22 protein-coding genes are annotated in these 25602 nt (G+C 48.6%); 13 read left to right on the top strand and 9 right to left on the bottom strand.

The features are described from left to right. The first annotated feature begins 126 nt into the window (after positions 1 to 126). The 3 genes from JYB87_RS15895 to JYB87_RS15885 are packed head-to-tail and all read left to right on the top strand — an operon-like array spanning position 127 to position 2403. Positions 127 to 492, top strand: a complete 366-nt coding sequence (locus JYB87_RS15895; RefSeq protein ID WP_207354423.1) for a response regulator — start codon at positions 127 to 129, stop codon at positions 490 to 492. After that, the gene (locus JYB87_RS15890; RefSeq protein WP_207354422.1) at positions 489 to 1067 is read left to right on the top strand and encodes a chemotaxis protein CheC; all 579 of its coding nucleotides are present in this window, start codon (positions 489 to 491) and stop codon (positions 1065 to 1067) included. The genes JYB87_RS15895 and JYB87_RS15890 overlap by 4 nt, the downstream gene beginning before the upstream one ends. A gap of 4 nt (positions 1068 to 1071) precedes the next feature. Then, positions 1072 to 2403 (top strand): ATP-binding protein, encoded by a 1332-nt coding sequence (locus JYB87_RS15885; protein WP_207354421.1) that lies wholly within the window; start codon positions 1072 to 1074, stop codon positions 2401 to 2403. A gap of 64 nt (positions 2404 to 2467) precedes the next feature. On the opposite strand, the gene JYB87_RS15880 is transcribed toward JYB87_RS15885, so the two are convergent. Next, on the bottom strand, positions 2468 to 3775 hold the full coding sequence (locus JYB87_RS15880; protein ID WP_207354420.1) for an HD domain-containing phosphohydrolase: 1308 nt from the start codon (positions 3773 to 3775) through the stop codon (positions 2468 to 2470). A 134-nt stretch (positions 3776 to 3909) separates the two neighbouring features. Here JYB87_RS15880 and JYB87_RS15875 point away from each other — a divergent pair, with 134 nt between their 5' ends. After that, positions 3910 to 5079, top strand: a complete 1170-nt coding sequence (locus tag JYB87_RS15875; RefSeq protein WP_207354419.1) for an HDOD domain-containing protein — start codon at positions 3910 to 3912, stop codon at positions 5077 to 5079. 85 nt (positions 5080 to 5164) lie between these two features. Here the strand turns inward: JYB87_RS15875 and JYB87_RS15870 are convergent, their stop codons facing one another. The 3 genes from JYB87_RS15870 to JYB87_RS15860 form a co-directional block, all read right to left on the bottom strand. Next, entirely contained in the window at positions 5165 to 5908 is a 744-nt protein-coding gene (locus tag JYB87_RS15870; protein ID WP_207354418.1) for a hypothetical protein, read from the bottom strand. Positions 5909 to 5992: 84 nt separating this feature from the next. Next, the gene (locus tag JYB87_RS15865; RefSeq protein WP_207354417.1) at positions 5993 to 7624 is read right to left on the bottom strand and encodes an alkaline phosphatase; all 1632 of its coding nucleotides are present in this window, start codon (positions 7622 to 7624) and stop codon (positions 5993 to 5995) included. Between the two features lie 19 nt (positions 7625 to 7643). Next, entirely contained in the window at positions 7644 to 9167 is a 1524-nt protein-coding gene (locus tag JYB87_RS15860; protein ID WP_207354416.1) for an alkaline phosphatase, read from the bottom strand. 483 nt (positions 9168 to 9650) lie between these two features. On the opposite strand from JYB87_RS15860, the gene JYB87_RS15855 reads away from it, so the two are divergent. From JYB87_RS15855 to JYB87_RS15840, 4 genes are all read left to right on the top strand, one after another. Further along, complete coding sequence (locus JYB87_RS15855; RefSeq protein ID WP_228729891.1) at positions 9651 to 10304, top strand: YitT family protein; 654 nt, start codon at positions 9651 to 9653, stop codon at positions 10302 to 10304. Positions 10305 to 10565: 261 nt separating this feature from the next. Continuing rightward, the gene (gene poxB / locus JYB87_RS15850) at positions 10566 to 12290 is read left to right on the top strand and encodes a ubiquinone-dependent pyruvate dehydrogenase (RefSeq protein ID WP_207354415.1); all 1725 of its coding nucleotides are present in this window, start codon (positions 10566 to 10568) and stop codon (positions 12288 to 12290) included. A 312-nt stretch (positions 12291 to 12602) separates the two neighbouring features. Continuing rightward, positions 12603 to 13064: a DUF4920 domain-containing protein gene (locus JYB87_RS15845; RefSeq protein ID WP_207354414.1), complete on the top strand. Its 462-nt coding sequence runs from the start codon at positions 12603 to 12605 to the stop codon at positions 13062 to 13064. Further along, positions 13057 to 13626, top strand: a complete 570-nt coding sequence (locus tag JYB87_RS15840; protein ID WP_228729890.1) for a PepSY-associated TM helix domain-containing protein — start codon at positions 13057 to 13059, stop codon at positions 13624 to 13626. The genes JYB87_RS15845 and JYB87_RS15840 overlap by 8 nt, the downstream gene beginning before the upstream one ends. A gap of 68 nt (positions 13627 to 13694) precedes the next feature. Here the strand turns inward: JYB87_RS15840 and JYB87_RS15835 are convergent, their stop codons facing one another. Further along, the gene (locus JYB87_RS15835) at positions 13695 to 14294 is read right to left on the bottom strand and encodes an NAD(P)H-dependent oxidoreductase (RefSeq protein ID WP_207354413.1); all 600 of its coding nucleotides are present in this window, start codon (positions 14292 to 14294) and stop codon (positions 13695 to 13697) included. A gap of 315 nt (positions 14295 to 14609) precedes the next feature. Between JYB87_RS15835 and JYB87_RS15830 the strand changes: the two genes are divergently transcribed. From JYB87_RS15830 to JYB87_RS15820, 3 genes are all read left to right on the top strand, one after another. Further along, positions 14610 to 16499 (top strand): cation:proton antiporter domain-containing protein, encoded by a 1890-nt coding sequence (locus tag JYB87_RS15830; protein ID WP_207354412.1) that lies wholly within the window; start codon positions 14610 to 14612, stop codon positions 16497 to 16499. Positions 16500 to 16593: 94 nt separating this feature from the next. Further along, positions 16594 to 17415, top strand: a complete 822-nt coding sequence (rhlP, locus tag JYB87_RS15825) for a rhombotarget lipoprotein (RefSeq protein ID WP_207354411.1) — start codon at positions 16594 to 16596, stop codon at positions 17413 to 17415. A gap of 174 nt (positions 17416 to 17589) precedes the next feature. Further along, positions 17590 to 17784: a hypothetical protein gene (locus tag JYB87_RS15820; RefSeq protein WP_207354410.1), complete on the top strand. Its 195-nt coding sequence runs from the start codon at positions 17590 to 17592 to the stop codon at positions 17782 to 17784. A 21-nt stretch (positions 17785 to 17805) separates the two neighbouring features. On the opposite strand, the gene JYB87_RS15815 is transcribed toward JYB87_RS15820, so the two are convergent. Together JYB87_RS15815 and JYB87_RS15810 are read right to left on the bottom strand one after the other, a co-directional pair. After that, a complete protein-coding gene (locus tag JYB87_RS15815; protein ID WP_207354409.1) occupies positions 17806 to 18273 on the bottom strand; it encodes a YhcH/YjgK/YiaL family protein in 468 nt (155 codons plus the stop codon). Positions 18274 to 18364: 91 nt separating this feature from the next. Beyond that, positions 18365 to 20761, bottom strand: a complete 2397-nt coding sequence (locus tag JYB87_RS15810; protein WP_207354408.1) for a TonB-dependent receptor plug domain-containing protein — start codon at positions 20759 to 20761, stop codon at positions 18365 to 18367. A gap of 1100 nt (positions 20762 to 21861) precedes the next feature. Here JYB87_RS15810 and JYB87_RS15805 point away from each other — a divergent pair. Further along, on the top strand, positions 21862 to 22026 hold the full coding sequence (locus JYB87_RS15805) for a hypothetical protein (protein ID WP_207354407.1): 165 nt from the start codon (positions 21862 to 21864) through the stop codon (positions 22024 to 22026). Positions 22027 to 22461: 435 nt separating this feature from the next. After that, entirely contained in the window at positions 22462 to 22926 is a 465-nt protein-coding gene (locus JYB87_RS15800; RefSeq protein WP_207354406.1) for a chemotaxis protein CheX, read from the top strand. Between the two features lie 53 nt (positions 22927 to 22979). Here the strand turns inward: JYB87_RS15800 and alr are convergent, their stop codons facing one another. Both alr and dnaB read right to left on the bottom strand, forming a co-directional pair. Further along, positions 22980 to 24056, bottom strand: a complete 1077-nt coding sequence (alr, locus tag JYB87_RS15795) for an alanine racemase (RefSeq protein WP_207354405.1) — start codon at positions 24054 to 24056, stop codon at positions 22980 to 22982. Between the two features lie 58 nt (positions 24057 to 24114). Then, positions 24115 to 25521, bottom strand: coding sequence for a replicative DNA helicase (gene dnaB / locus JYB87_RS15790; RefSeq protein WP_207354404.1), 1407 nt, complete (start codon positions 25519 to 25521; stop codon positions 24115 to 24117). Positions 25522 to 25602: the final 81 nt, after the last annotated feature.

The following is a 25602-nucleotide window of genomic DNA, read 5'->3' as shown; positions in this document are numbered from 1 at the left end:
GCTTAACTCATTAAATCTCAAGTCAATATCAAAAGGTATAAGGCAGTTTCTTTGACAAACTAGCAAGTCGCGAAAATACTTTTTAACAGAGCAAAAAGGTTTTCCCAACTCTCACAAGGAGAAACTATGCCGGTCCCTGTCACCATAGCCGATGATTCGGCCTTTTCTCGAAAAACCGTTCGGCGCGCTTTGCCTCCCGACTGGGATGTGACTGTGCACGAGGCCTCGAACGGTAAAGAGGCCATCGATGCTGTGAAAGCCGGTCTAGCAGATGTGTTATTTCTAGATCTCACCATGCCTGAAATGGATGGTTTTCAAGTATTGCAGTACCTCAACGAACATCACAATAAAACCGTGGTGATTGTTATCAGCGCCGATATTCAGCCAGAAGCAGTAGAGTTAGTGAACTCACTCGGAGCCTATCGTTTTTTGAAAAAACCCCTCGCAGCCGATGAACTCCGTCAGGCCTTGTTAGAGGTGGGGCTGATATGAAAGCACATCTCGGCGAGGATCAGCGTGATGTGTTGCAGGAGTTAATGAATATCTCAATGGGGCAAGCCGCCAATGAGTTGGCCAAGCTGATTGAGACTAAGATAACTCTGTCGATTCCTCATATTGTGTCGGTAACGCCGGAAGAGTTTGCGCGTATTTTTGAATCAACGGATGTGAATTGGTTTACCCGTCAATCGTTTTTGGGTGGACTTCACGGCGAAGTGATAACCTTGTTATCTAAAGATGGTGCAGATGCAATTGCATCCTTGATGGACTATGACTTGCCGCTGGATGAATCCGCCACCGAAGAACTCATGCTGGAGTTGGCTAACATTTTGGCGGGAGCTTGTTTAAAAGGGTTTACTGAGCAACTTGGACTGAAAGCTAACCTCAGTATGCCAACATCCTATTTTCCGACTGCTGAAAAAACCGATCAATTTCGCTGGGACAGTGCCTTGTTGATGGAAGTGGAATTTAATGTTGAACAATCTGAATTCCGCTCTAATGTCTTGATCTGTTTAGAAGAACATTCAGTACAAAGCCTGATAGAACGTCTGAATTCGCTGTTGGAGTAACCAAATGGTAGATGTACTCGGCTGCAGCGCGTTAGTAGATAAATTACCGTTAGGTATTTGTGTACTCGATAGAGAGTTCAATATTCGTTATTGGAACAGTTTTTTTGCGGATCGAATGGATATTCCTGTTGAACAAGCTGCAGGGCAAAACATTCTTGAATTGTTTAAAGACGAAGCACGTTTTTTGAAAAAGAAGCTAAATAGCGTGTTTGTACTTAACAATCCGAGCTTTTCCTACTGGCAGCATCGGCCACATATCTTCAAGTTCAAAAGTAGCCGCCCGATCACCGGCGAAGAAACCATGATGTATCAAAATATGGAGATTGTTCCGCTGGATATCGAAAACGGCGAGGTACAGTCCATTTGTTTGATCTTGCATGATGTGACCGCGCTTGCAGGATACTTTAATGCGCAAAAAGCGTTATCTGAACAACTTGAAACGGAACACGCTGAGCAGCGCGCCTTAATTAAAAAATTAGAAATGGCGCAAGGCCAGTTGCTACAAGCAGAAAAGATGGCCTCGATCGGTCAGTTGGCTGCGGGCGTGGCACACGAAATTAATAACCCCATCGGCTTTATCAACTCTAACCTACAGAGTCTGCAAGACTATGTTGGCAATCTCATTAAAATTATTGAGTTCACCGAAAAGGTGATCGATAAATCTGCTTCAACCACCTACAAACAGCTTAAGTCGGATTTTTTAGAACGGCAGCAATATGCATTCATCAAGGAAGATATTATCGATTTAGTCAATGAGTCGTTGGAAGGGGCGGAGCGGGTGGCTGCGATTGTTAGAAACCTCAAGTCGTTTTCTCATGTCGATAATAGTGATTGGCAATACTCAGATCTAACGGAAGGGATGGAAAATACCCTGAAAATTGTCAGTAACCAGCTGAAATACAAAGTGGAAGTTCATCGTGATTACGATGCTAACTTGCCAGAAATTTATTGTCAGCCAATGCAACTCAACCAAGTGTTTATGAATCTGTTGGTGAACTCTGCCCAAGCGATTGATGAGAAAGGCGATATCTACGTTAGTGTTAAACGCTGTGAAGATGGTGTAGTGGTGTCGATTCGCGATACTGGTTCGGGGATTGAGAAAAAGCATCTTGATAAGATTTTCGATCCTTTCTTTACTACCAAGCCGGTTGGCAGCGGTACTGGACTGGGATTGTCACTTTCTTATTCAATTGTGCAAAAGCATGAAGGCGAAATGAAGGTGACTAGCGAGAAAGGTGTGGGTACCACTTTTGATATTTATCTGCCCTTCTTAACAGAAGCGCACGTAATAGAACGAGAGAAAAAGGCCTCTTTGGCAGCAATGACCTCCTCCTAATAACGATAAAAACGTGGCGGCTTGCCACGTTGAACGTGATGGCTGTGGTTAACCGAGCGCAAGTTTACTCCACGTCTAATCGTAATATTTCTCGGTGGCTTAGTAGATACTGGCGTAAATGATCTATCGATTCTTGGGTGATCACATGACCTTTGGGTAGCATCAGCATTTGTCGGCTGTTGTAGAGATTGCGCTTCAACTTCATCCCGATAGCAACTTGGTCGAGAGGACGTCCTTCATTATTCATCTCAGGTTCTGCTACCTTGCTCGTGTTCGCAAGCATCATACCCAGTAATTTGATGATATCAGGGTCATAGACTACGCCTTGTTGCCGTTTTAAAAACTCGTAGGCCTCTTCATGGCTCATTTCTTTTGGGTTTAACTGTTGGAACACGAGCGCCCAAAAATCGCGCGCGACTGCGAGAATACGTGAGCCGACTGGAATTGTCTTGCCACTGAGTTGTTTCGGCGTGCCGCTGCCATTATATTTTTCGTATTGATAGGCAATGATATCTGACATGGCTTGCAGATGAACCGCCGGGCGTAACATATCTTCTGCCATTTGCGGGTGGGTTAAATAGGAGTTCAACTCAGCACCGGCAATTTTATGAACCGGTTTTTCGAGCATCTGGGTCGGAAAACTGAGTTTACCTAACTCACAGTAAAGCCCGGCTTGTCCGATGACATGGCAGCGCTCTTGGTCCAACTTAGCCATTCTGGCCAATTCGGCTGCAGTGTGTGATACATGCCGCGCGTAGTCACCGCTTAACTGCGGATTGATACTGATGATGTTGTATAGCACTTCCAAAATGGCGCTATTTTCTGTTTCACGATCGGCGAGCAGGGTTTTGACTTGATTGATCGTTCGTATCAGCTGTTTAGTGCGCTGGTCGACCACCGCTTCAAGGTTTTGATTGAGTTCTTTAAGTTGCGTGTTTTGCCGTGCGACTTTGGCGGTTAGCTGCTTGTTGGCCATCAGCAGCCGAAAATAGCTGAGGCCGTCTTCTACTAACTCAATCAGCTCCGCGTTATCCCATGGCTTTTGCACGTAGCGATGAATTTTACCGATGTTGATTGCGGCGACAGTAGAGGCCAAGTCCGCATAACCCGTCATCAAGATGCGATAGGAGTTCGGCTGCATTTTGGCGGCTTCACTTAAAAACTGGGCACCGCTCATTTGTGGCATCCGCATGTCACTGATAATCACTTGTACCTGCTGTTCTTCCATGATTTTAAGCGCAGCTTGACCGCTATCAGCTAACTTGACCTGATAGGGTTTGCCTACGAATAATCGTTGTAATGATTTGAGAATACTGCGCTCATCGTCAACGCATAGGATGGTGGCTTGGGGTTCATTTTCTTGATTAGGCATTATGTCTACCCTGTAAAAGCCGCGAATTAACCTCACGAATTAAATTTATGTTGTAAACTTCGTATTATCAAGTTGATAGCCGCCTAATTCATCGTGGCTAAATTTCTCAGCTGTCACTACTGTTGGAGAAGAGTATGGAGCCCTTGACGGTACTCTTTGTTGATGATGACCCGTTAGTGTTAAAAGCTCTGCAACGCGCTGCGCGGCGGATCAGACCAGAGTGGCGTATCTACCTGTCGACCGAACCTACTCAATGGCAAGCCAGCTGCAAACAGCCGGTGGATATTGTGGTGTGTGATTATGTGATGCCAGGTATTCGAGGGAATGAACTACTTAAACAAGTGCGTGAGAAAATGCCGTCTGCTATTCGGGTATTGCTGACTGGCGACACCTCACCCGCAGTGCTTGAAAGCTTGTATCACTGTAGTCATTTTATGATTGGTAAGCCTTATAAAGAGCAAGATCTGGTTTACCTGTTTAGCTGTGCCGAGCGTTTAAAGCTGCTGCCGTTTACGGCGGCGGAGCGTCAAATATTAGGGTGTTTGCAGGAGTTGCCGGCTATGCCGCAATTGCTGATCCAATTTAAGCGAATTCTGAACGATCCCGAACTCGATATTGAAGATCTCGCGGAACTGATTTCACAAGATTCAGTGTTGAGTGGCAAGTTGTTGCAGTATGCCAACTCAGCATTTTTTGGCTTTGGCCGTAAGACCACGTCAATTTTCGAAGCGATAATGCGCCTTGGTTCTAAGCTGACCGAGGCAATTATTATCTCAATGTTGGTGGATACCACGCTGAGCTGTCGCTTGCCGGAGGAGCAGCTGCGTTGCATTAACGAATCTGCTTTGGCACATGCGCGGTTATCTCGACATATTGCTGAGTACCTCGATCTGCCTGCGGATCATGTTGATGAGCTGTTCGCGGCCGCCATGTTAAGTGGCTTAGGGCGGTTAATTGTAGCCACGCAACAATATTGTGAGGAACACGCCCGCTTGCAGAATGCCACCGCATCCAGTACGGCGTTGGTGTTAACCGCGGAACACTCGTTGTTGTCACTGGAAAATAGTGCGCTGGTGAGTGCATATATGCTGACGCTGTGGGGGTATCCCGCTGAATTCTGCACTATGGTGTTGAAGCAAGATATGCCCGCCGATGAATCACAACCTAACGGCTTGAAGCAGTTTATTCTGTTTTTGGGAAAACGTTGGCTGGTGGCCAATAGCACTAAGCGCAAAGAGCTGCTAAGCATGATTCATCTGCCTGAATTGCAACAAGCCTTGTTGCTGTCGGACAAAGCGAAATAGTGCACTGGTAGTGAGAACTAATAACGCCGGATTTATCCGGCGTTATGTTTTTATAAGCGTTTTTGACTGTTACCGCGACAAGTGCTTAATGGATATGCTCGCCATGCATTGGCTTGCCCTTGCTGTCATACACGGCATGTTCGCTGTGCTCAACAAAGCCTTGGTTGATCATCTGTGCCAAAAACGGGTCGGTTTCATTATCGCCAATGTCGGCGTAATCGGTATCGCTAAACTGTTGCCAACGGCTTAAGGTCAGCTCAACTTCATTGGCGGGGATCAGCTTTTGTGCTTGCCATTGTTTGGTTTGGCCGTTGTGGGTAATGCTGAGTTCTAACGGTAAACCAAGTTCATCACTCCATATCACGCGATAGTGCATCTGTTTCACATCACCTTCATAAACTTGGCTGCCGTCGCAGGTCGCTGGGCCTTTGTGGCTCAGTTGTTTTAGCAGTTGCGCGGTGGCAAAGCTTTCCATTTCAGCTTGCGACACCTTGATATTCAGGGTGCGTAGATCGCCCGTGTAATAGTCGATACGACGTTGATGCTTGGCAAATACACGGATAAAACTTGGATGATCTGCAATTGCGAAATTCCACCATTCGGCCACGCCATTTTCTGGATTGTAGTAAGCGGTTTGTGCTTGGCTACGCAGCAGTTGCAGCGTGCCGTGCTGTGCGCCTGAAAGTTGGTACTGCACCCCAAACGTGTCGTTGTGGCTCAGTTGATGTGAGGTGGTTGGGCAAACTGGCAGACTTTGCGTATCGTTCGCCGCAAAGGTGCTACAACTCAGCAGGGTGAATAAAGCGCAGATTGAATGTGAAAATTTCATAAAAACTCCAAAAGTGATGGCCGCTACTCAGTGGCTCAATCCGTCATGCATTTTGAGCATCAGCGGTGGCCATCACCTACTTACTTAGTTTTGATTCGCTTCGGCACGAGCAGCCAAATCGCCAGCGTAGTTCATCACGTGGAACAGCAAGTTTTGCTCGACTGAACCGGTGACCAACTGAGCACCAGGACCACGTGCATACACGGCTACGTCTTCACCCGCGTGAGTTTCACTGTCCATCGGCACAGTTGCTTCTTGGCGATAGTCCACGTCAGTGACGTTGTATAGGTTCAGATCTGGACGATAGCTATCGGTATTCATCGCATCGCTACCAAAACCAAATCCTGGACCGTTAGCGTAACCTAAGGTGGTATACGGCATCCCGTTGCTGTCGGTGGTATAGGTGGCTGCGGCTTCACCGCTATCATCTACACCGCGAACCAAACCAAGGATTGGGTTACCTCGCACAGGATAACCGGCGATGGTAAATACGTGGCTGTGGTCGGCAGTGACTAGGATCAGTGTGTCGTTATCCGCTTTTTCCATCGCTACACGTACCGCTTCAGATAGCGCCACAGTGTCTTGCAGAGCGCGAGATGCGTTACCAGCGTGGTGCGCATGGTCGATACGACCTGCTTCAACCATCAAGAAGTAGCCTTTGTCGTTTTGCTTGAGCACATCCAATGCGCGACTGGTCATTTCTGCCAGTGAAGGCTCACCAGCAGCGTCATCAGCGCGGTCGGCTTCGTATTGCATATGCGAGTTTTCAAACAAACCTAACAGATGGTGAGTGGTCGAGGTATCTACCGCTAAGAACTGCTCACGGTTCCACACATAGGCACCATCGCTGTATTTGCTGGTCCACTCGGTGGTGAGATTGCGGCCATCGTTCCGACGACCTGCGCGGGCGTATTCTGGGTCTGTGACTGTGTTCGGCATGAAGTAGCTACGACCACCACCGAGCGCGACTTCAATACCATCGCCGTATGGGAAATCAATCAGCTGTGAGGCGATATCGTGGCAACCTGCATCCAATGCGGCTTGCGGCATATCGCGATCCGATTCCCAGTTACGCTCAACTGAGTGTGAGTAAGTCGCTGCAGGGGTGGCGTGGGTTAAACGCGCCGTTGATACCACACCTGTGCTCATGCCGGCGATTTCTGCCAGCTCCAGCGCTGACATCACTTCGTTACCTTGACCGCTGGTGCAGTTGCCACGAATGGCCGCATCACTGACCGAAATAATGCCGTCTTTGGTTTTTACACCGGACACAATTGCCGACATAGTCGGTGCTGAGTCTGGTGTTTGTTGGTTTGATGAATAGGTTTTAACCAAACCAGAGTATGGGAATGTTTCAAAGCTCAGGCGGTTTTCTTCGCCGCTTTCGCCGCGTTGTTGCCCTTGATAAATGCGCGCTGCCGTCAAGGTTGACACGCCCATACCATCACCCACAAACAGAATGATATTTTTGGCGCGGCCTTTAGGATCGCTGACCGAGGTTTCGCTGGCGTTAGCTACTGTGGCTTGGCCTTGAGTGAACCATTGATTCACGGCGGTGTGGTCACGGCCATCATTACCGTTTTGACCATTGGTGCCATTTTGACCCGCAGGGCCGGTGGCACCTACTGCGCCGTTCTCGCCGTCATCACCACAGCCCGTCAGGGCTAATGCTGCGATTGCGGTGGTCATCGCCAGTACAATTGCGTTCAATTTCATTTTTTGCGTCCTTCAAAAATCAGTACTTGGTGCCACCCAGTGCCGCAGCCTGGTTGATCACGTGGAAAATAACGTTCTGTTCTACTGAACCTTGGAACAGATACGCGCCTGGGCCAGTGGCATAGATGGCAACATCTTCAGCGGCGTGGGTTTCGCTGCTCATTGGCACTTGAGCTTGTTGCAGGAATTCCACATCTGTGGTGTCAACCGCGGTTAAATCCGCACGGGCACCGTTTTTAGCGCCAGGGCCGTTGGCATAACCTAAAGTGGTGTATGGCATGCCATCGCCAGCGCGTGTAGGTGCAGCGGCGATTGCTTCATCTTCTGGGGCATGGACCAAACCAAGGATTGGGTTACCGCGCGCTGGGTAGCCAGCAATAGTGAAGGTGTGGCTGTGGTCTGCAGTCACTATGATTAGGGTGTCGGATAAGTCGACTTTGTCCATGGCCGCTTGTACTGCATCAGACAAAGCGACCGTGTCTTGCAAGGCGCGAGAGGCGTTACCGGCGTGATGGGCGTGGTCGATACGGCCACCTTCAACCATTAGAAAATAACCTTGATCGTTCTTCGCCAGCAGGTCGATAGCTTTGCTGGTCATTTCAGCCAGTGATGGCTCGCCGCCAACGTCATCCGCGCGATCGGCTTCATATTGCATGTGAGAGCCTTGGAACAGCCCCAGCAAGTGATCAACGTTTGCTGTATCGATGGCGTCAAATTGTTCTTGGTTCCACACGTAAGCAGCGTTGCTGAAGTTCTCGCTCCACTTTGCCGTCAGGTCGTTACCGTCAGCGCGACGACCACGTGAACCTTCGCCATCGGTCACTGTGTTTGGTAGGAAGTAGCTACGGCCACCGCCAAGGGCGACTTCTAACCCATCACCTGGGGCATCCATCACCATCTGATAGGCAATGTCGTGACAGCCGTTGTTGATGGCTTCTGTAGTCATGTCGCTGTCCGCTTCCCAGTTACGTTCTGGCGAATGGGCGTACGTTGCCGCTGGCGTCGCATGAGTCAAACGCGCGGTCGAGATGATACCGGTCGATTTACCTAAATTTTCCGCCAGTTCCAATGTGGTTTTCAGCTCGTTGCCTTTGCTTGACAAGCAGTTGCCACGAATCGAATCCGCTGACACAGACAGCATACCGTCTTCGGTTTTCACCCCAGTGATCATCGCCGTCATGGTTGGCGCTGAGTCAGGTGTTTGTTGGTTAACTGAATAGGTTTTTGCCAATGCGCTATAGGGAAAGGTTTCAAAGCTGAGGCGGTTTTCTTCACCGGTATTGCCCGCGGCTTGACCTTGATAAATACGTGCTGCGGTCAGCGTTGATACGCCCATGCCATCGCCAACGAAGAGGATGACGTTTTTGGCGCCAGCAGTGTTACGCACTTGGGCAACTTTGGCGGCTACGGCGTCTGCACCGGCGGTGAACCAGCCACTTTGAGTTTGATAATCGGGTAACACAGCGGCATTGGCAGTTTGACTCACCAACGCGGTCGCCACAGCCGCAGTCAGCGCAGCCAGAACGTGGGGTAGGGTTTTCATTGCTTTCCTCGCGTTATTTTCCTGTAGGAGTTACCGGCGTGTGCTACCGGCTGGCGAAGATTGTGGGGACGCAAGGTGACAGTAATGTTGCCGAAAGGTGAAATTTTGTGAACGCGGTCACTTTAAAGGAAAGCGATTTATTTAGACAACACTGCGTGGATGATGAGCCGCTGAGTAGGGTGTAACCACACCGGAAAATAAACTTGATAACCTCTGTATCAATTTATTTACATCCGTTGGCGTTAGTGTGCAGATGTTACAAATGTTACGCAACTAGGCTTGTCAATTGAACTTTTTTCTAATTACCCCCCAGTTTGGTTACTCATAAATGGTTAAGTGTTTACTAAAGATTCCAGTTTTGGCCGTTTGTAGCGGCAATTATTTACACAATGGTGATTGACTAATATGCGTGAAATGGCGCATTTAATGGGTAGAAAAACAAAAAATATCGCTCCCCCATTCACAAAATATTGGTAATTAACTATGAAGGCTGAACAAACAATAAACGCAGAGGTGGCCATGGAGACCGAGCTTAAGAAGGTAAAAAAAGCGGGTCATTCTTTGGTAGAAGATGTCACAGGGCTGTTCGTTGGCTGCTGTTTTGTGGCGCTAGGTGTGTTCTTTTTACGTCAATCTGGGTTGTTAACCGGGGGGACCGCGGGTGCCGCACTGTTACTCACCCATCTGTGTAGCTTGAGTTTTGGTACGTTATTTGTGCTGCTAAACCTGCCGTTTTTCTGGTTGGCATGGACTCGTATGGGCAAAGATTTCACCATTAAAACCTTTGTGTGTATCGTGGCTGTGGGCGCAATGACCGATGCGCTTGGTATGGTGCTGCACTTTGACTATATCAACGTGATTTATGCTTCAGTCATGGGCGCGTTGTTGCTTGGCAGTGGCTTGTTGATTTTGTTCCGCCACAAATCGAGTCTCGGAGGTTTCAATATCTTCGCATTGTATATGCAAGATCGTTTTAACATTCGTGCGGGTAACATTCAGATGTTGCTCGACTCCGCCATCGTGGTGGCATCCTTCTTTATCATCTCGCCATGGATGTTGGCACTGTCAGTACTCGGTGCAGTCATCACCAACATCGTGCTGACCTTCTACCATAAACCAGGTCGATATACCGCTTAAGGTACGCCATATTATTTGGTTCATGCCTAAAAGTTATGAAGGCCATTCATATGAATGGCCTTTTTTATTCCTTTTTAGAATCGAGAATATCTAACTTATAAGAACATTGGCTAACTAAAGTCTAAGGTCGATATTGATCACAAAATCCTGCAGTAGGATAATTTGCAATAGGCATTTAAAAGGTATTTTGATTGTCGATATATTCGGTATTATTGAAATAAAAAACCGAATATATTGGCTCTGGACAGTGGAGTATGTTGTATGAGTCAGAGCGTTGCACATTTTATTGCAGAAACCCTCACCCAAGCGGGTGTGAAACGGATGTGGGGCGTCACTGGTGACTCCTTAAATGGCATCAGTGATAGTTTGCGTAAGTTAGGCACCATCGAATGGATGGGTACTCGTCATGAAGAGGCCGCAGCGTTTGCGGCAGGGGCTGATGCCCAAATTTCAGGTGGTTTATCAGTGTGTGCTGGTTCATGTGGCCCGGGCAATATGCACCTGATCAACGGTTTGTATGATTGTCACCGCAACCGCGTCCCCGTGTTGGCGATCGCTGCTCATATTCCCTCTGCCGAAATTGGCACCAATTACTTTCAAGAAACCCATCCGCAAGAGCTGTTTAAAGAGTGCAGCGTTTTTTGTGAATTGCTCTCTAACCCAGAGCAGATGCCTTACCTGTTAGAAACTGCAATGCGCCAAGCCATTTTGCATCGTGATGTGGCAGTGATTGTGTTGCCCGGCGATGTCGCGCTTAAACCTATGCCGGAAGGCGTGAAGCCCAAATGGAGTTTGCCCGCAGCCGCAGTTTATACACCTGCCGCCTCGGATATCGAGACCTTAGCCCATCAGCTTAACGCCAGCAGCAATGTCACCATTTTATGTGGTGCGGGCTGTGCCAATGCCCATGACCAAGTGGTGGCGTTAGCGGCTAAGCTGCAAGCACCGATAGTGCATGCGCTGCGCGGCAAAGAGTATGTGGAATACGACAACCCGTACGATGTGGGGATGACTGGCTTGATTGGCTTTGCCTCGGGGTATCACGCCATGCGTCAAGCCGATACCTTGCTACTGCTCGGCACCAGCTTTCCCTATCGTGCCTTCTATCCTGAAAAAGCCAAAATTCTGCAAGTCGACAACAACCCCGCTGCATTGGGGCGTCATGTGCAGATTGATTATGGCGTGCTTGGTGATGTGGGCGCGACCTTAAAAGAGTTACTGCCGCAGATCGAATCTGGCCGTTCACGAGCACACTTAGATCAATGTTTGAAAAACTATCATGATGCACGCCAAGATTTGGATGCCTTAGCGGATGGCAAAACCTCTCATAACCTTATTCACCCACAGTATCTGGCGCGTTTGATCAGTGAAAAAGCTGACAAGGATGCCGTATTTACCTGTGATGTGGGTACACCCACCGTTTGGGCGGCGCGGTATCTGCAGATGAACGGTAAACGCCGTCTTATTGGCTCATTTAATCATGGCTCAATGGCCAACGCGTTGTCCCAAGCGATGGGCGCGCAAGCCGTTGACCGTAAACGCCAAATTGTGGCCATGTGCGGTGATGGCGGCTTCTCAATGTTGATGGGCGATCTGCTGTCGCTGAAGCAACTCAATCTGCCAGTCAAAATAGTAGTGTTTAATAACCGCTCGCTCGGCTTTGTGGCGATGGAAATGAAAGCGTCGGGCTACCTTTCCAGTGACACCGATCTGCAAAATCCGAGCTTTGCTGCCATTGCTGAAGCCTGTGGAATTCGTGGGATACATGTCAGTAAACCTGAACGTTTAGACGGCGCGTTGAGTGAAGCCTTTGATTTTTCAGGCCCGGTAGTGATTGAAGTGGATACCGCTAAACAAGAGCTGGCCATGCCACCACAAATCAAATTTGAACACGCCAAAGGCTTTAGCTTGTACATGATGAAGGCGATTATTAATGGCCGAGGCGATGAGCTGGTTGAGTTGAGTAAAACTAACTGGTTCCGCTAACATCTCGCCTTGATGTGATGCAATTCAACTGACCTAAGCCGCTTGAGAGAGCGGCTTTTTTGTTAAATTTCTGCACCTTATCGGTGCGCGAGCAGTTATTGCCTGCGTGATGGATCACAAATTACCACATCGCCGCAAATTCAGCTGCTTGGATAAAAGATGAGCATTGGCCAATGAGCGGTTTTCATTGCACTATGTGCTCTCTCGCTCGTTATCTGCTGCGTTATCTAGGGCGCCAGCGACGTTGAGGTTAACATTCAATAAGTGACTCCGCTATTACGGAGCCGCTGATAACGCTAAGGAATTGCATACATGGGAAAATATTTATTAGGTTTACTGTTGCTCAGTAGTTGCGCCGCACTGAACGCCACTCCGTTAACCTTTGGTAGCGGGGTTGATGAACAAGCATTGACTCAGGTCTCCACGATTTTAGCGACCCCAAAAGCTTATGTTGGCAAACAGGTGACTATTAGAGGCGTGGTCACCAATGTGTGCGAAAAACGCGGCTGCTGGATGACAGTAAAATCAGATCAGCAATTCCAAGAGCTGTACATCAAGGTGCCGGATGGCGAAATGGTCTTTCCATTGAGTGCCCGTGGTAGCGAAGCGATTGTGACCGGTAAATTGGCTGAAGTGTCGTTAAGTTTAGAGAAAAGCCGCGACTATTTAGCCGAGCAAGCCAAATCTCAAGGAAAAGCATTTGATGTGGCCAGTGTGACTCAGCCTATTGATATCTATCAGCTGCGCCCAAGCGGAGTGAAGATTCTTGATTAAACGGGGCGGCATTCGCTGGTTCAAGCTCAATCGCGCGCTGCATCGTGACATTGGCTACTTCTGCGTTGGGCTGACCATAGTGTTTGCGGTCTCGGGGATTGCGGTCAACCATATTCATGATTGGAATCCCAACTATCAGGTTGAGCTGAAAACTGTAACCCTACCTGCGCAGCCGTGGCGCCAGTTGAGCGATGAACAACGCGTGCAGCAGATGCTGCTTGTGGCCGATACCGAGTTGCCGATTAAGACCAGTTATTGGAGTTCGCCCACTGAGTTCAAACTGTTTCTGCAAGATGGCAGCAATATGGTGTTGGATGTAGAGCGTCATCAACTGCAGTTGGAGTTCATTCAACCGCGATATCTGCTGCGAGCTTTTAACAAACTGCACCTCAATGAAGGCCATCGCGCGTGGGTGATCTTCTCCGATCTTTATGCGGCGATGTTGCTGTTCCTGTCGCTTTCCGCACTGTTTATGGTCAAAGGTAAACACAGCCCTTGGCGGCAGCGGTCGCTGTTGTTAATCGCTGGGATAGCGTTGCCCACTGTGTTTGTGCTTTTGTAGCGCAGACCACCAAACAAAACAGCCTCGTTTGCTCAATGCAGCCGAGGCTGTGTCATCGCCCATTCGACTTATTGCTGTAATCGCTCTATCAGTGCCTGTTGGTATTCCGGCAGTTTGCTTCGTGAAACGCCTTGGAACGCCAGCGGCGGCAGGTAGGTCATGCCAGCATGAATCGCACTGGCTTTCATCGGCCAAAATACATCGGCGAGGTCGATGCCGATGCGGCCATGTTCGCCATAGGTAGAGCTATCGCCCGCGGCAGTGGTCACAATCAACATCTCTTTGCCTTGCCACAACCCCGGGCCCACACCGCCCCACACATCGTTCAGATAGGCTTTCATCATCGGAGTGATATTGAACCAGTGAGTTGGGAACATAAACACAATCCGTTGATGTTGGCGTGTGAGCTCACGCTCTTTATCAGCATCAATCGCGCGGGTATCAAAGCCATAAATGGTTTCTAAATTGCGTACTGTCACGCCTTCGACACTTTCTGCAGCTTGCTGCATGCCTTTGGTCATCACCGAGCGTTCAGGATACGGATGAGAAACAATGACCAGTGTACTTACGGCGGCTTTGTAGGGCTTATCGGCAGCAAATACACTGATGGAACTGCAGATGCTTAGCAGCAGTAGCAGGATGAGTCGAAGCGAGAAAAGCTGTTTCATGGGCGAACCTTGGCGATAAATTGCGAATGATGTAAACCAACTACTCAAGTAGTGGTTTACGTTTATGTTGATGAATTAACGATAAAATCTCAAAATGAATTTTGAATGAAAAGCCAGCCGCTGACTAGTCGGCTTGGCCGTTCAGGCAAAATATATGGATGATTAGGCAATGCTTGTGGTGGAATTGGCGCAATCGATGCGATGGCGAGTGCTATTAAGCGCAAAGGATCATAGGCTATGGTGATAGCGCAGAAACGCAAAGGCCGTTCCCCTTCGCTTGGTGGCCGCTAGCGCAGCAACATTGAAAGGATACTCATGACCGATATTTTACTCATCACCTTCGTATTTTTGGTGGCTGGCGTAGTCGCTGCGCCACTGGCATCGCGGTTTTCGCTCGGTTCCGTGCTCGGTTATCTGCTGGCAGGGATTGCCATTAGCCCGTTGTTGTCGCTACTGGGGGTGAACGTGAGTTCGGTGCAACATGTGGCAGAATTTGGCGTGGTGATGATGCTGTTTCTGGTCGGGTTAGAGCTGGAGCCAAAGCAGTTGTGGGCGATGAAATATCGCTTAATGGGGTTGGGTGGCGGCCAGATCTTAATCACTGCCGCGATTATTGCCGCGATCGCTGTGGCACTGGGGCAATCGTGGCCTGTGGCAATCGCGATTGGGTTAATGTTCTCGCTCTCATCTACCGCCATTGTGCTACAAACCCTCAATGAAAAAGGCTTGATGCATTCCGATGGTGGCCGCGCTTCATTTTCGGTATTGCTTACCCAAGATATTGCGGTAATTCCCATGTTGGTGTTGTTGCCGTTATTGGCGCTGGACAGTGGTGCTGTGGCCAGCAGCAGCGAGGTGGTGAGCCACAGTACGGCAGCCACCGAAATCAGCTTGGTCGCTGGGCTTAGCAGCTGGCAAACGGCGTTAGTCACCATCTGTGCGATTCTGCTGGTGGTCGGCGGTGGTAACTACCTGACTGCGCCGATATTTCGTTATGTGGCGATGGCACGTTTGTCAGAGCTGTTTACCGCAACCGCACTCATGTTTGTGGTTGGGGTGGCGCTGCTGATGTCGTTGGTGGGGGTATCGCCCGCATTGGGGACATTTTTGGCGGGTCTGGTGTTATCAAACTCAGCCTATAAACATGAGTTAGAAGCCAATATTGATCCAGTCAAAGGCTTGTTGTTAGGACTGTTTTTTATCACTGTCGGTGCGCGCATCGACTTTGCACTATTGATTGCTGACTTCGGCTTAATCCTTGGGTTAACCCTGCTGCTGTACTTAATCAAAGCCTCGGTACTCTTTGGCTTAGCGGCGATTTTTAAGGTGCAAGGCAGTAACAAATGGCTGCTGGCGCTCGGTGTCTCTCAGGTCGGGGAATTTGCCTTTGTGCTGTTGTCATTCACGGTGGCCAATCATGTGCTGTCGCAGTCATTAGCGGATATTTTGATGCTGGTGGTGGCGATGTCGATGCTACTGTCGCCGCTGATGTTTATCTTTTATGAAAAAGTCATTCTTAAACGCTGCAGCGCCAAAGTGTCTAACAAGGCGGATGATATTCCAGCCTCCGATGCCAAAATCATCATCGCTGGTTCTGGGCGTGTGGGTGGCATCGTTGACCGTATGCTGCGTAGCGCGGGGTTTGCCACCACGGTAATTGATTACAGCCATGAGCGCCTCGAAGCATTGGAACGTTTTAAAGTGACTACCTACTTCGGTGATGCTACTCAGCCGTCGTTGCTGCATTCGGCAGGCATTAATGACGCCAAACTCTTGGTGGTTGCATTGGATGAAAAAGAGCAGATCTCTAAGCTGGTGCAGCATGTGACCAAAGCTTATCCGCAGGTGCATGTGATCGCCCGTGCGGTTGATCGCCACCATGTTTACGATCTGTATGCCTATGGTTGCCGCGATATTATTCGTGAAACGTTTGACAGTAGTTTGCGCATGGGGCGATCGGCGTTTGAAGCTTTGGGCATTTCCAAAGCGGCGGCTGAAGAGATGAAAGAGGTGTTTAACGACTATGATCGGCAGAACATGATTGAGGTGGCCGATGTGTATCGTATCGGTGTGCCGGTACATGAAAACGACGCTTACGTAGAGCGGGTGTTTGAATTTCAACAGACCTATGCGCCCTCTATGGAAGCCAAGTTAAGACGCCTGCGTGATGGCGTTGACCAGCCACAAAAATCGACAGCTGAATGAGGGCTGAAAACTCCGTTGTAATCGTTAGATTTGGTTGGCTGTCATCGCGTTGCCATTGCTATAGTTAGGCCACAATCATTGCTAGGACGCTGTTATGAATGTACGTACATTGCTGTGCTTTTTGATGGTGTTGTGTTTGAGTGCCTGTAGTCAGTTGGTGAGCCATCACAGTGGTAATCACACCGTTTCCAGTAGTCTGGTGGACTTTCTCTATCCCAAAGATGCCCCGCGCCCAGCGTTAACGCCGGCCGTGCCGCTGTTAAAGTTACCGGTACGCGTTGGGATTGCCTTTGTGCCACCACAAGCATGGCGCCAAGAGGGTGTGAGTGTTGCCGAGCAGATGAAGCTGCTGGAGCAAGTTAAGGCGGCGTTCGTGCAGTATGACTACATTGGCCACATCGAGTTAATCCCCAGTACTTACCTTAAAGGGGCTAACGGTTTTGATACGCTGGACCAGGTTGGGCGCATGTTTGATGTTGATATCATGGCCTTAGTGAGTTATGACCAGCTGCAGCAATCGCTAGAGCGCAAGTCAGCTTTGCTGTACTGGACCATCGTTGGCTTGTACACAGTACCGGGCAATCAAAACAGTGTGCAGACCTTTGTTGATACCGCGGTATTTGATCTGGCGACGCACAAAATGTTGTTCCGTGCCCCGGGCGTCAGCCAACTGAAAGAAAGTAGCACGGCGATTGGGGTAGATGTCACCATCAACAATCAATCGCGCAAAGGTTACCAGTTAGCGGTGAACGATATGATTACCAACCTTGATGCTGAGCTGGGCCGTTTTAAAACGCGGGTGAAAGAAGAGCATGTGGCCAAGGTCGAAAATCGTGCTGGCTACAGCGGCGGTGCATTAGGGATTTTAGCGTTGTTACTGCTGCCACTGCTTCGGTGGCGGCGCGCAAGAGGCTAACGCTGCTTAGGGGCGCAGCTGGTCTAACCCTAGCCTCAATCCGCATAGCTTCAGCCAACGAACAGCCTGTGAAATACCGTACAGCATTCACTAAAGTGAGTGGTAGATCGCAGGCTTTTTGATGCTCAGCCGATAGACTGAATAATTCTTGGCTTGCTCAGCAGCGGGTGCTTCATGGATCCACGAATTAATCGTATTTATCTGATTGCTGCGGCAGTCATCTCGCCGTCATTATCTTTTCTGTTACGAGATGACAGTATACTGGCGCGCAGTATCTGTATGTTGTTGGTGTTTGTGGCGATGATCTGCGCCGCGCTATTTCATAATGAATGGGCCAAGCATCACTCCGCTGAGGATCAGCAAGACTAAGCTTGGCCTATGCGCTAAACGTTAGTCTTCCAACTGCACTTTCATCACAACTTTACGCACTGCCACTGGGGTATCAAGGGTGGCAGCCATGTGCATATCGCCAGGGAAAAACACCGCAAATACGCCCGGATTTAACGGCATAAAACCAGCGTGTTGTTGGTGCTTTTGATAGTCAAACTTGGCAAAGTCACGTTCGCTATTGTAGGGAATATCCGCATCTTGGCCGTTGAATGGTAAATAGCCAAACTCTTCGTGTCCGCTAATCACATACTGCACATCGGCATAGCGGCGATGTACTTCAAACATCTCTTGATCCTGCGGCTTGGTTTCATATTCATTGATAATGGCCAGCAGCTTATCGCCATCAATTTTGTGCACGCCTTTGCTCAATTGGCTAAAGTCGGTGGTGGCAACAAATTCCAGTGCCAGTTTTAAACGTGGATGCAGATTGCTGTACAGATGACGGTTGGCAAGGGTATCAAGGATCATGGTGAACTCCGTGTAAAAAGGCTGCCCAAGTATATCGCCAATAAACAAAGAGGCCAGCAACTTTGCTGGCCTCTTAATGCGTTAACCCTGATTAGAAGGTGTAACGCAGATCTAAGTAGTAGTAACCACCGTTGATGCCAAATGGCGCGTTGGTGATTGGGTATTTAAAAATACCGTTGAACTGCTGCGTGCTAGGCGCTTTGTCTGGATAAACATCAAACAAGTTTTGGCCACCCAAAGTCACCGTCAGATTATCTGTCGCGCTATAGGCAACCGACAAATCGGTGGTGATCTTATCGCCATAAACGGCTTCTTCACCGTTTGAATAGGCAATCATGTATTCGCCGAAGTAGTTGAAGCGCAGGTTGGTTTTGAAATCACCATAATGATGGCTGAAGTTCAAATTCCCCTTGTTACGTGGTGTCGCACGGGTCATTCGCACTTGCTCAACGTTATCAAACAGTGACGCTGGGTCTAAGTCGCCGAAGGTGTTTGGCAAATGAATGCTTTGAATATCGGTGATGCTGTATGAGTATGCCAAGCTGGTGTTCAAGTCGCCATAGCTGCCCAATGAGAAGCCTTTGCTGGCGACAAAATCCACCCCACGTGTACGGGTATCTACCGCGTTCAGGAAGAAGCGCGCAGATTGGGCGTTGGTGGTTGCAAGCGCAGCTGCAACAGCTTCTGATTGGTCTGGACGCACTGAGCTCGACAGGACGATACGGTCATCCACATCGATTTGGTACGCATCCAGAGTGATGCTCAAACCATCATCGCCAGTGAACACCAAGCCACCGCTGATCGATTGTGATTTCTCAGGTTTCAGCTCGCTGATCCCCAACGCATGGGCCACATCTGACAGACTGTTGAAGGTACCTGATTCTGTTGGTACAGGTTGGCCGGTCACTGGGTCGTTAGAGAACAGGGTAGAGATGTTAGAGAAGTACAGCTGTTGTACGCTTGGGGCGCGGAAGCCGGTGTTCGCAGTAGCACGTACCGCAAAGCGATCCGACAGTTCATAGCGTGTAGCTAACTTCCAGCTAGTGTTGCTACCAAAGTCAGAGTAGTACTCATAACGTGCCGCAGCAGCCCAGTAGAAATCTTGCGTCAGTTGGTTTTCAACTTCAGCGTAAACGCCAGTGTTATGACGGCTTTCATCCACTTGAGACTCTGGGGTAAAACCTGTGAAACCTTGGCTACCGGTTGCGCCACCAAAGCCGCCATTGGCGTAGGAGGCTTCTTCACCAGCTTCAATCTTATAGCTGTTTTCACGCCACAAAGCGCCTAGTGCCAGCATCAAATCTGAACTGTTGTAGAACGGAATATAACGTGATGCGTCAATGGTGAAGTCGAGCTCATCAGTTGACAGGGTACCGGCGTAGAAGCTGGTTGGACTGGCATCGCCGTAAGACACGTTCAAGCTGTTGTTGACGTGATATTCAAATTCGTTTTTACCGTAACCGGCTGAGACATCAACGTCCCACTCCAGCGGATTAAATTTGTAGCCCACCACTGCAGTGTAGTCGGTCAGTTTCGGAGCGATTTTTGGCAGGAAGCCATCTTCATAGATAGCGGTTAAGTTACGCGCATCCAATGAACGGCGATAGAAGGCGCCAGATTCGTTTTCGCGATGACTGAAGCCGCCAAAGGCATACAGTTTGCTTTTATCCGAGAAGCTTTGACCGGCGTTAACAAAGATGCCCAAGTTATCGTAAGTACCGTCGCCCACCTGGTGATTCTTTCTATCAAAGCTGTCTTCGCGTGGATCTGGGCTACCATCGGCCAGTGCAGCATATTGTTGACGTGGGTCGTTACCCGCGCGGTTGGTGCTGTTTTTGTGTTGCGCTTCCATCGAGATGTTGACGAAACCATCTTCATTGGTTTGCAGTCCTTTGTTTACCCCAACACGCCATTGTTCGCCATCGCCCATATAGGTTTGGCCTGTCTGTGCATTAACCAAACCACCATCGTCAGCATCTTTTAGCACCACGTTGATCACGCCCGCAATCGCGTCAGAACCGTATTGTGCGGAGGCACCATCACGCAGGATTTCAATACGTTTAATAGCGGTCATTGGAATGGTGTTCAAGTCAACGTTGGACGAACCTTTACTGGCGGTACCGTTCAAATGCACCAACGCTGAACCGTGATAGCGCTTGCCGTTGACCAATACCAACGCGTGATCGGGGGACATCCCGCGTAAACTGGCTGGGCGAACCGCGTCAGAGCCGTCGGTCACTGCAGAAAAAGGAAAGCTGTAGCTTGGTGCGGCTGATTGCAGCGCCTTGGCTGTTTCGGTCAAACCGGTGGCTTCGAGCTGTTCGGCGGTAATAATGTCTACCGGTACTGGGGTATCGGTCGCTGTCCGCACGGCTAAACGAGAGCCTACAACTGAAATCTTCTCAATCTTGGCATCATCAGCTGCCGACACACTCGCAATTGCCGCAAGCTGACTGACGACAGCAAGCGAAATGATAGATAGTCTCATATAATCCTCTGTTGTAATTATGTTGTGATTTTGGAGTTATTGTTATGAGCTATCAAGCTAGTGTAAATTTTTTTTGAAAGCAATAATGAAATCAAAACAGAACTACTCAAAATTTAATAATCATAATTGCGTGCTTGCCAATTCATTAATATATCGTCAGTAATTAAGCAGCTATTTTAAATATTGATATTATTGTTGTTGATAAATTGCGCGATCGCTATGTTTGACTAAAAAACAGCCGTTTTTTGGGGGTTGCGCGATTTAAACTGTGTTTTGTAAATAAAACAATTTAGATTGAAAAACTTATAAACTCATTATCAGATTGTTAACAAATAATATTAAATATTAACATTTTTGTGCGCGAGTTGTTATTTAGATGTGGCTAATTAAATTGGTCGATTAATTAATTGAATACTGATGTTTGAGGTTTTCCCCCCACAAGTGACCGTGCTGTTTAATATTTCATCAGATTTTTAATTTATTACGCGAATGGTATTTATTTGCTCACGTTGTATACCTTCCGATTGCGCTTGCTGTTTACCTTGTTGCTTTATCCAAACTCATCTCGTCCCATTACATACTGGCTGCCTCTGACTTAGGGCGGTGCCAACAAGCCTTCGCCGCAGGCTGCGCCTTGTATTTGAACGATCTGTGCACCCACAGTCCACATTCACGCCTTGCTTGGTTGCTCGCGGCCGTTGGCGGTCTACTGTTGACCTTTTTAGCGTGATTCGTTTGCGCATTCGCGATCAACGCTGCACCTTTTGATTTGGCAGGGGAGCCTGTCACTGTGGGTGAGATCTTGTTGACGTGTAGCGCAGCAGTGACTGTCATGGCAAATGATTTAATATGTAACACAATTACAAAAAATGACGATTTTTCACTGATAATGACGATTTATGTAATTTTAAAACATAGAATTCAAGGTGTATGGCACATCTGCTCATGCTGTAATATGTATTTATTACGATGTAAATCATATGCTTATGTGTGCACATTTGTTTTTGTAATTTTTTTACACAAAAATGTTGCGATAGCGCACGCTGATGCCTATAATTACACCATCGAAAGTAATTAACTTACACAAAAGGAGAAACAACATGGTATACGGAGCGCAAAACTTCTATTACATGTACTACGAGCGCCCTAATCGTAAAACTGTGAAAGCACAAGCGACAGTCGCTAAAGTGGACACAACTGCTGCGAAAAGTGCGCAATCAAACAAAGCACCAGCATTCGCAACCAACAACGTTGCAGTGTGCTAACTGAACCCTTAAGGAGAAACAATATGGTCTACGGTATGCAAAACTACTATCACCTGTATCTGCAAAACACCCGTAAACAAGCGGCGAAAAAGAACAGCAAATAATCCATTCCTTTCAGGTCTTTCCTGTCTGAGATTCCGATGCTATCCCCGATCAGGGGCCAATTTTACACTCCCCATCACGCTATAGATTTCATCTCACTATCCCATCTTTGTTTAACACTAAAATTAATTAAATATACAAAAATCAATCAATTGATTTGTTGTCTTAGCTAGATAATTCCACTGGCGATAAGCCACTCTTTGGTTGTTGCTGACGTTTTCGTAGGCTTTGCGGAAAAATCTTGGTTATTCACTCTCAAGTTGCGCTGAGCTGATCTAAGCTTGTACCTCGCGAATGAATTTTTGGCCGCAAAGATGTGAGGCGCAGCGAACTATGAATGTTGAATTTATTAATCCTTTTCTTATCGCGCTACTCAATGTCACCTCGACAATGGCTAATCTCAAACTGACACCGGGTAAGCCCAAACTTAAAGCTGATAACCTTGCCAAAGGCGACATTTCAGGGGTGATTGGTATGATCAGTCCGCAGACTCGCGGCTCACTGTCGATCACTTTTGAACAGGGATTGATTCTCGAAATTATGCAAAATATGCTCGGTGAAAACCCAGGCAAGCTGAATGAGGAAGTGTCTGATCTGGTGGGGGAACTGACCAATATGGTCACTGGCGGCGCCAAGAAACTGTTGGCGGAAAAGGGTTATGACTTTGACATGGCCACACCCGCAGTAGTCTGTGGGCTTAATCATACGATTTCTCATAAAGCGAATGGCAAAAAAATTATCATGCCGTTTACTTCGCCTTATGGCACCGCGTTTATCGAAATATGTTTTGAAGAGTAACGCTTTGCGTTGCACAACAAAGCGCTACGTCTTATTTCAAGAAAAAAACTCTATTACTCTAAACAAACCGCCACGCGCGGCGTTAGTTTAGTCACCAGCTCGTAGGATATAGTGCCAATCTTTTCGGCCACTTCTTCTACTGGCAGTTGCGGCCCCCACAAGACTGCGCTGTCTCCCACTTTATCTGTGGCATCCTCACCTAAATCTACGGTCAACATATCCATTGATACCCGACCAACAATCGGCACTTGGCGGCCATTTATAAACACCGGCGTACCTTCTGGCGCATTGCGAGGATAGCCATCGCCATAGCCAATCGCGACAACACCTAGTTTGGTGTTGGCGGGGGCCGTCCAATAACCGCCGTAACCCACAGGGTCACCTGCTTGATGGTCTCGCACAGCAATCAACTGAGACACCAGTGTCATCGCGGGGATCAAGTCGTGTTTTGGGCCATTGTCGCCGTGAACCGGTGATACACCGTAGAGCGCAATGCCTGGGCGAACCCACTCTTTTTGACTCTCTGGCCAAAACAACACGCCTGCTGAGTTAGCCAAAGTACGCTCGCCGGGAAGCTCTCGCACTAAACGATCAAAAATACTCAATTGCTGCAGCGTGTGCGGTTGCTCGGGTTCATCGGCGCGGGCAAAGTGGCTCATAAAGTTAATCGGTTTGGCCACATTCGCGCAGCGGTTGAGTCGTGCATAAACATCAGCAAACTGCGCCGGTGAAAACCCTAACCGGTGCATACCGCTGTCGATCTTCAACCAGACGGTCACCGGCTTTGTCAGATTCGCTTGTTCCAGCATCTCGATCTGCGATGCATGGTGTACCACGGTATCGATCTGATGTTCTACCAGCAGTGGCAAGTCTTCTGCACGAAAAAAACCTTCTAATAGCAATAGCTTGGCAGTAACTCCGCCTTGGCGAAGTTGCAGAGCTTCTTCCAGTCGCGCAAGGCCAAAGCCGTCAGCATCACTGACACACTCGGCTACATTCAACAGCCCATGTCCATATCCATTCGCTTTTACAACAGCCATGATTTTACTGTGGGGAGCAACTTCACGAAGACGCATCAGGTTGTGCTGCAGTGCCTGACGACTGATTTCTGCTCGAGGAAAAGGTTTCACGTTATACCTTCGTTACATACTGATGAGCACAGCGTTGCTGTGCTCGAATTTCTCAATGCTAGTCTTCTTCAAACTGAGGGCCAGCATAATTGTCAAAGCGTGAGAATTTACCTTGGAAGGTCAAACGCACCCGCCCAATGGGGCCGTTACGCTGTTTACCAATAATGATTTCGGCAGTGCCTTTATCTGGAGAGTCATCGTGATAAACCTCATCACGGTAAATAAACATAATCAAATCCGCGTCCTGCTCGATAGAGCCTGATTCACGAAGATCCGAGTTCACTGGGCGCTTATCGGCTCGTTGTTCGAGCGAGCGGTTCAACTGTGACAGCGCGATCACCGGAATTTCGAGTTCTTTGGCTAACGCTTTTAGTGAGCGCGAGATTTCGGCAATTTCTAGCGTACGGTTGTCGGCCAACGCGGGTACTTGCATCAACTGCAAGTAGTCGACCATGATCATCGATAAGCCACCGTGTTCGCGGGCAATACGACGGGCACGGCTGCGCACTTCAGTGGGCGTTAACCCTGAGCTGTCGTCGATATACATTTTGCCTTTTTCGAGCATCAAGCCCATGGTGGAGGACACTCGCGCCCAATCGTCATCATCTAGCTGACCAGTACGAATACGAGTTTGGTCAACGCGGCCGACAGACGCGAGCATACGCATCATGATCTGTTCGGACGGCATCTCTAAGCTGAAGATCAGTACCGGTTTATCTTCACTTAACGCAGCGTTTTCACACAGGTTCATCGCAAAGGTGGTTTTACCCATCGATGGACGCGCCGCGACAATCACCAAGTCACCGGATTGGAAGCCAGCGGTCATTTTGTCGAGATCGCCAAAGCCAGAAGACACCCCTGTCACCCCGTTGTGCGGGTTGTTATACAACTGCTCAATCTTGTCGACGGTTTTTTCCAGAATCGATTTGATCCCCTCTGGACCTTCGTTGGCATTGGCGCGTTGCTCAGCAATTTTAAAGACTTTGCTTTCAGCGAGATCGAGCAGGGCGCTGGAGTCACGTCCTTCAGGGTTGTAACCCGCATCGGCAATTTCGTGGGCAACACGGATCATCTCGCGCACCACAGCGCGTTCACGCACAATGGCGGAGTAGGACAGAATATTGCCCGCGCTTGGGGTGTTTTTGGCAATTTCGCCGAGATAGGCAAAGCCACCGGCATCTTCAAGCTCATCGGTTAGCTCAAGTTGCTCAGAAACCGTAATCAAATCGATTGGTTGACCGCGTTCGGTCAAACTTTGCATGGCGGTAAAAATCAGCTTGTGGGCGCGAGAATAAAAATCTTCACGCACCACCAATTCGGCCACTTTGTCCCAAGCTTCGGCATCCAGCATTAAGCCCCCCAACACAGATTGCTCTGCTTCTATGGAGTGAGGCGGTAATTTCAACGCTTCTGTTTGTGCGTCTTTGCGTTTGTCACGTGAGCTGAAAGCAGCAGGCTGTGGCATAGCGATTTCGAATCTCCAATCGATGGCTAAAACGTGTTATAAATTCGGCGACTATTTAATTACCAGCAACTGAGTTGTTGG

The sequence above is a fragment of the Shewanella avicenniae genome, assembly GCF_017354945.1.
Lineage (GTDB): Bacteria > Pseudomonadota > Gammaproteobacteria > Enterobacterales > Shewanellaceae > Shewanella > Shewanella avicenniae.
The sequence above is the reverse complement of the archived record's forward strand: the minus strand, read 5'-3'. Positions and strand labels throughout refer to the sequence as shown.

Coding starts and splice junctions, on each gene's coding strand:
- JYB87_RS15895 (WP_207354423.1), top strand. CDS start 127: ATGCCGGTCCCTGTCACCATAGCCGATGATTCGGCCTTTTCTCGAAAA.
- JYB87_RS15890 (WP_207354422.1), top strand. CDS start 489: ATGAAAGCACATCTCGGCGAGGATCAGCGTGATGTGTTGCAGGAGTTA.
- JYB87_RS15885 (WP_207354421.1), top strand. CDS start 1,072: ATGGTAGATGTACTCGGCTGCAGCGCGTTAGTAGATAAATTACCGTTA.
- JYB87_RS15880 (WP_207354420.1), bottom strand. CDS start 3,775: ATGCCTAATCAAGAAAATGAACCCCAAGCCACCATCCTATGCGTTGAC.
- JYB87_RS15875 (WP_207354419.1), top strand. CDS start 3,910: ATGGAGCCCTTGACGGTACTCTTTGTTGATGATGACCCGTTAGTGTTA.
- JYB87_RS15870 (WP_207354418.1), bottom strand. CDS start 5,908: ATGAAATTTTCACATTCAATCTGCGCTTTATTCACCCTGCTGAGTTGT.
- JYB87_RS15865 (WP_207354417.1), bottom strand. CDS start 7,624: ATGAAATTGAACGCAATTGTACTGGCGATGACCACCGCAATCGCAGCA.
- JYB87_RS15860 (WP_207354416.1), bottom strand. CDS start 9,167: ATGAAAACCCTACCCCACGTTCTGGCTGCGCTGACTGCGGCTGTGGCG.
- JYB87_RS15855 (WP_228729891.1), top strand. CDS start 9,651: ATGAAGGCTGAACAAACAATAAACGCAGAGGTGGCCATGGAGACCGAG.
- poxB (WP_207354415.1), top strand. CDS start 10,566: ATGAGTCAGAGCGTTGCACATTTTATTGCAGAAACCCTCACCCAAGCG.
- JYB87_RS15845 (WP_207354414.1), top strand. CDS start 12,603: ATGGGAAAATATTTATTAGGTTTACTGTTGCTCAGTAGTTGCGCCGCA.
- JYB87_RS15835 (WP_207354413.1), bottom strand. CDS start 14,294: ATGAAACAGCTTTTCTCGCTTCGACTCATCCTGCTACTGCTGCTAAGC.
- JYB87_RS15830 (WP_207354412.1), top strand. CDS start 14,610: ATGACCGATATTTTACTCATCACCTTCGTATTTTTGGTGGCTGGCGTA.
- rhlP (WP_207354411.1), top strand. CDS start 16,594: ATGAATGTACGTACATTGCTGTGCTTTTTGATGGTGTTGTGTTTGAGT.
- JYB87_RS15820 (WP_207354410.1), top strand. CDS start 17,590: ATGGATCCACGAATTAATCGTATTTATCTGATTGCTGCGGCAGTCATC.
- JYB87_RS15815 (WP_207354409.1), bottom strand. CDS start 18,273: ATGATCCTTGATACCCTTGCCAACCGTCATCTGTACAGCAATCTGCAT.
- JYB87_RS15810 (WP_207354408.1), bottom strand. CDS start 20,761: ATGAGACTATCTATCATTTCGCTTGCTGTCGTCAGTCAGCTTGCGGCA.
- JYB87_RS15805 (WP_207354407.1), top strand. CDS start 21,862: ATGGTATACGGAGCGCAAAACTTCTATTACATGTACTACGAGCGCCCT.
- JYB87_RS15800 (WP_207354406.1), top strand. CDS start 22,462: ATGAATGTTGAATTTATTAATCCTTTTCTTATCGCGCTACTCAATGTC.
- dnaB (WP_207354404.1), bottom strand. CDS start 25,521: ATGCCACAGCCTGCTGCTTTCAGCTCACGTGACAAACGCAAAGACGCA.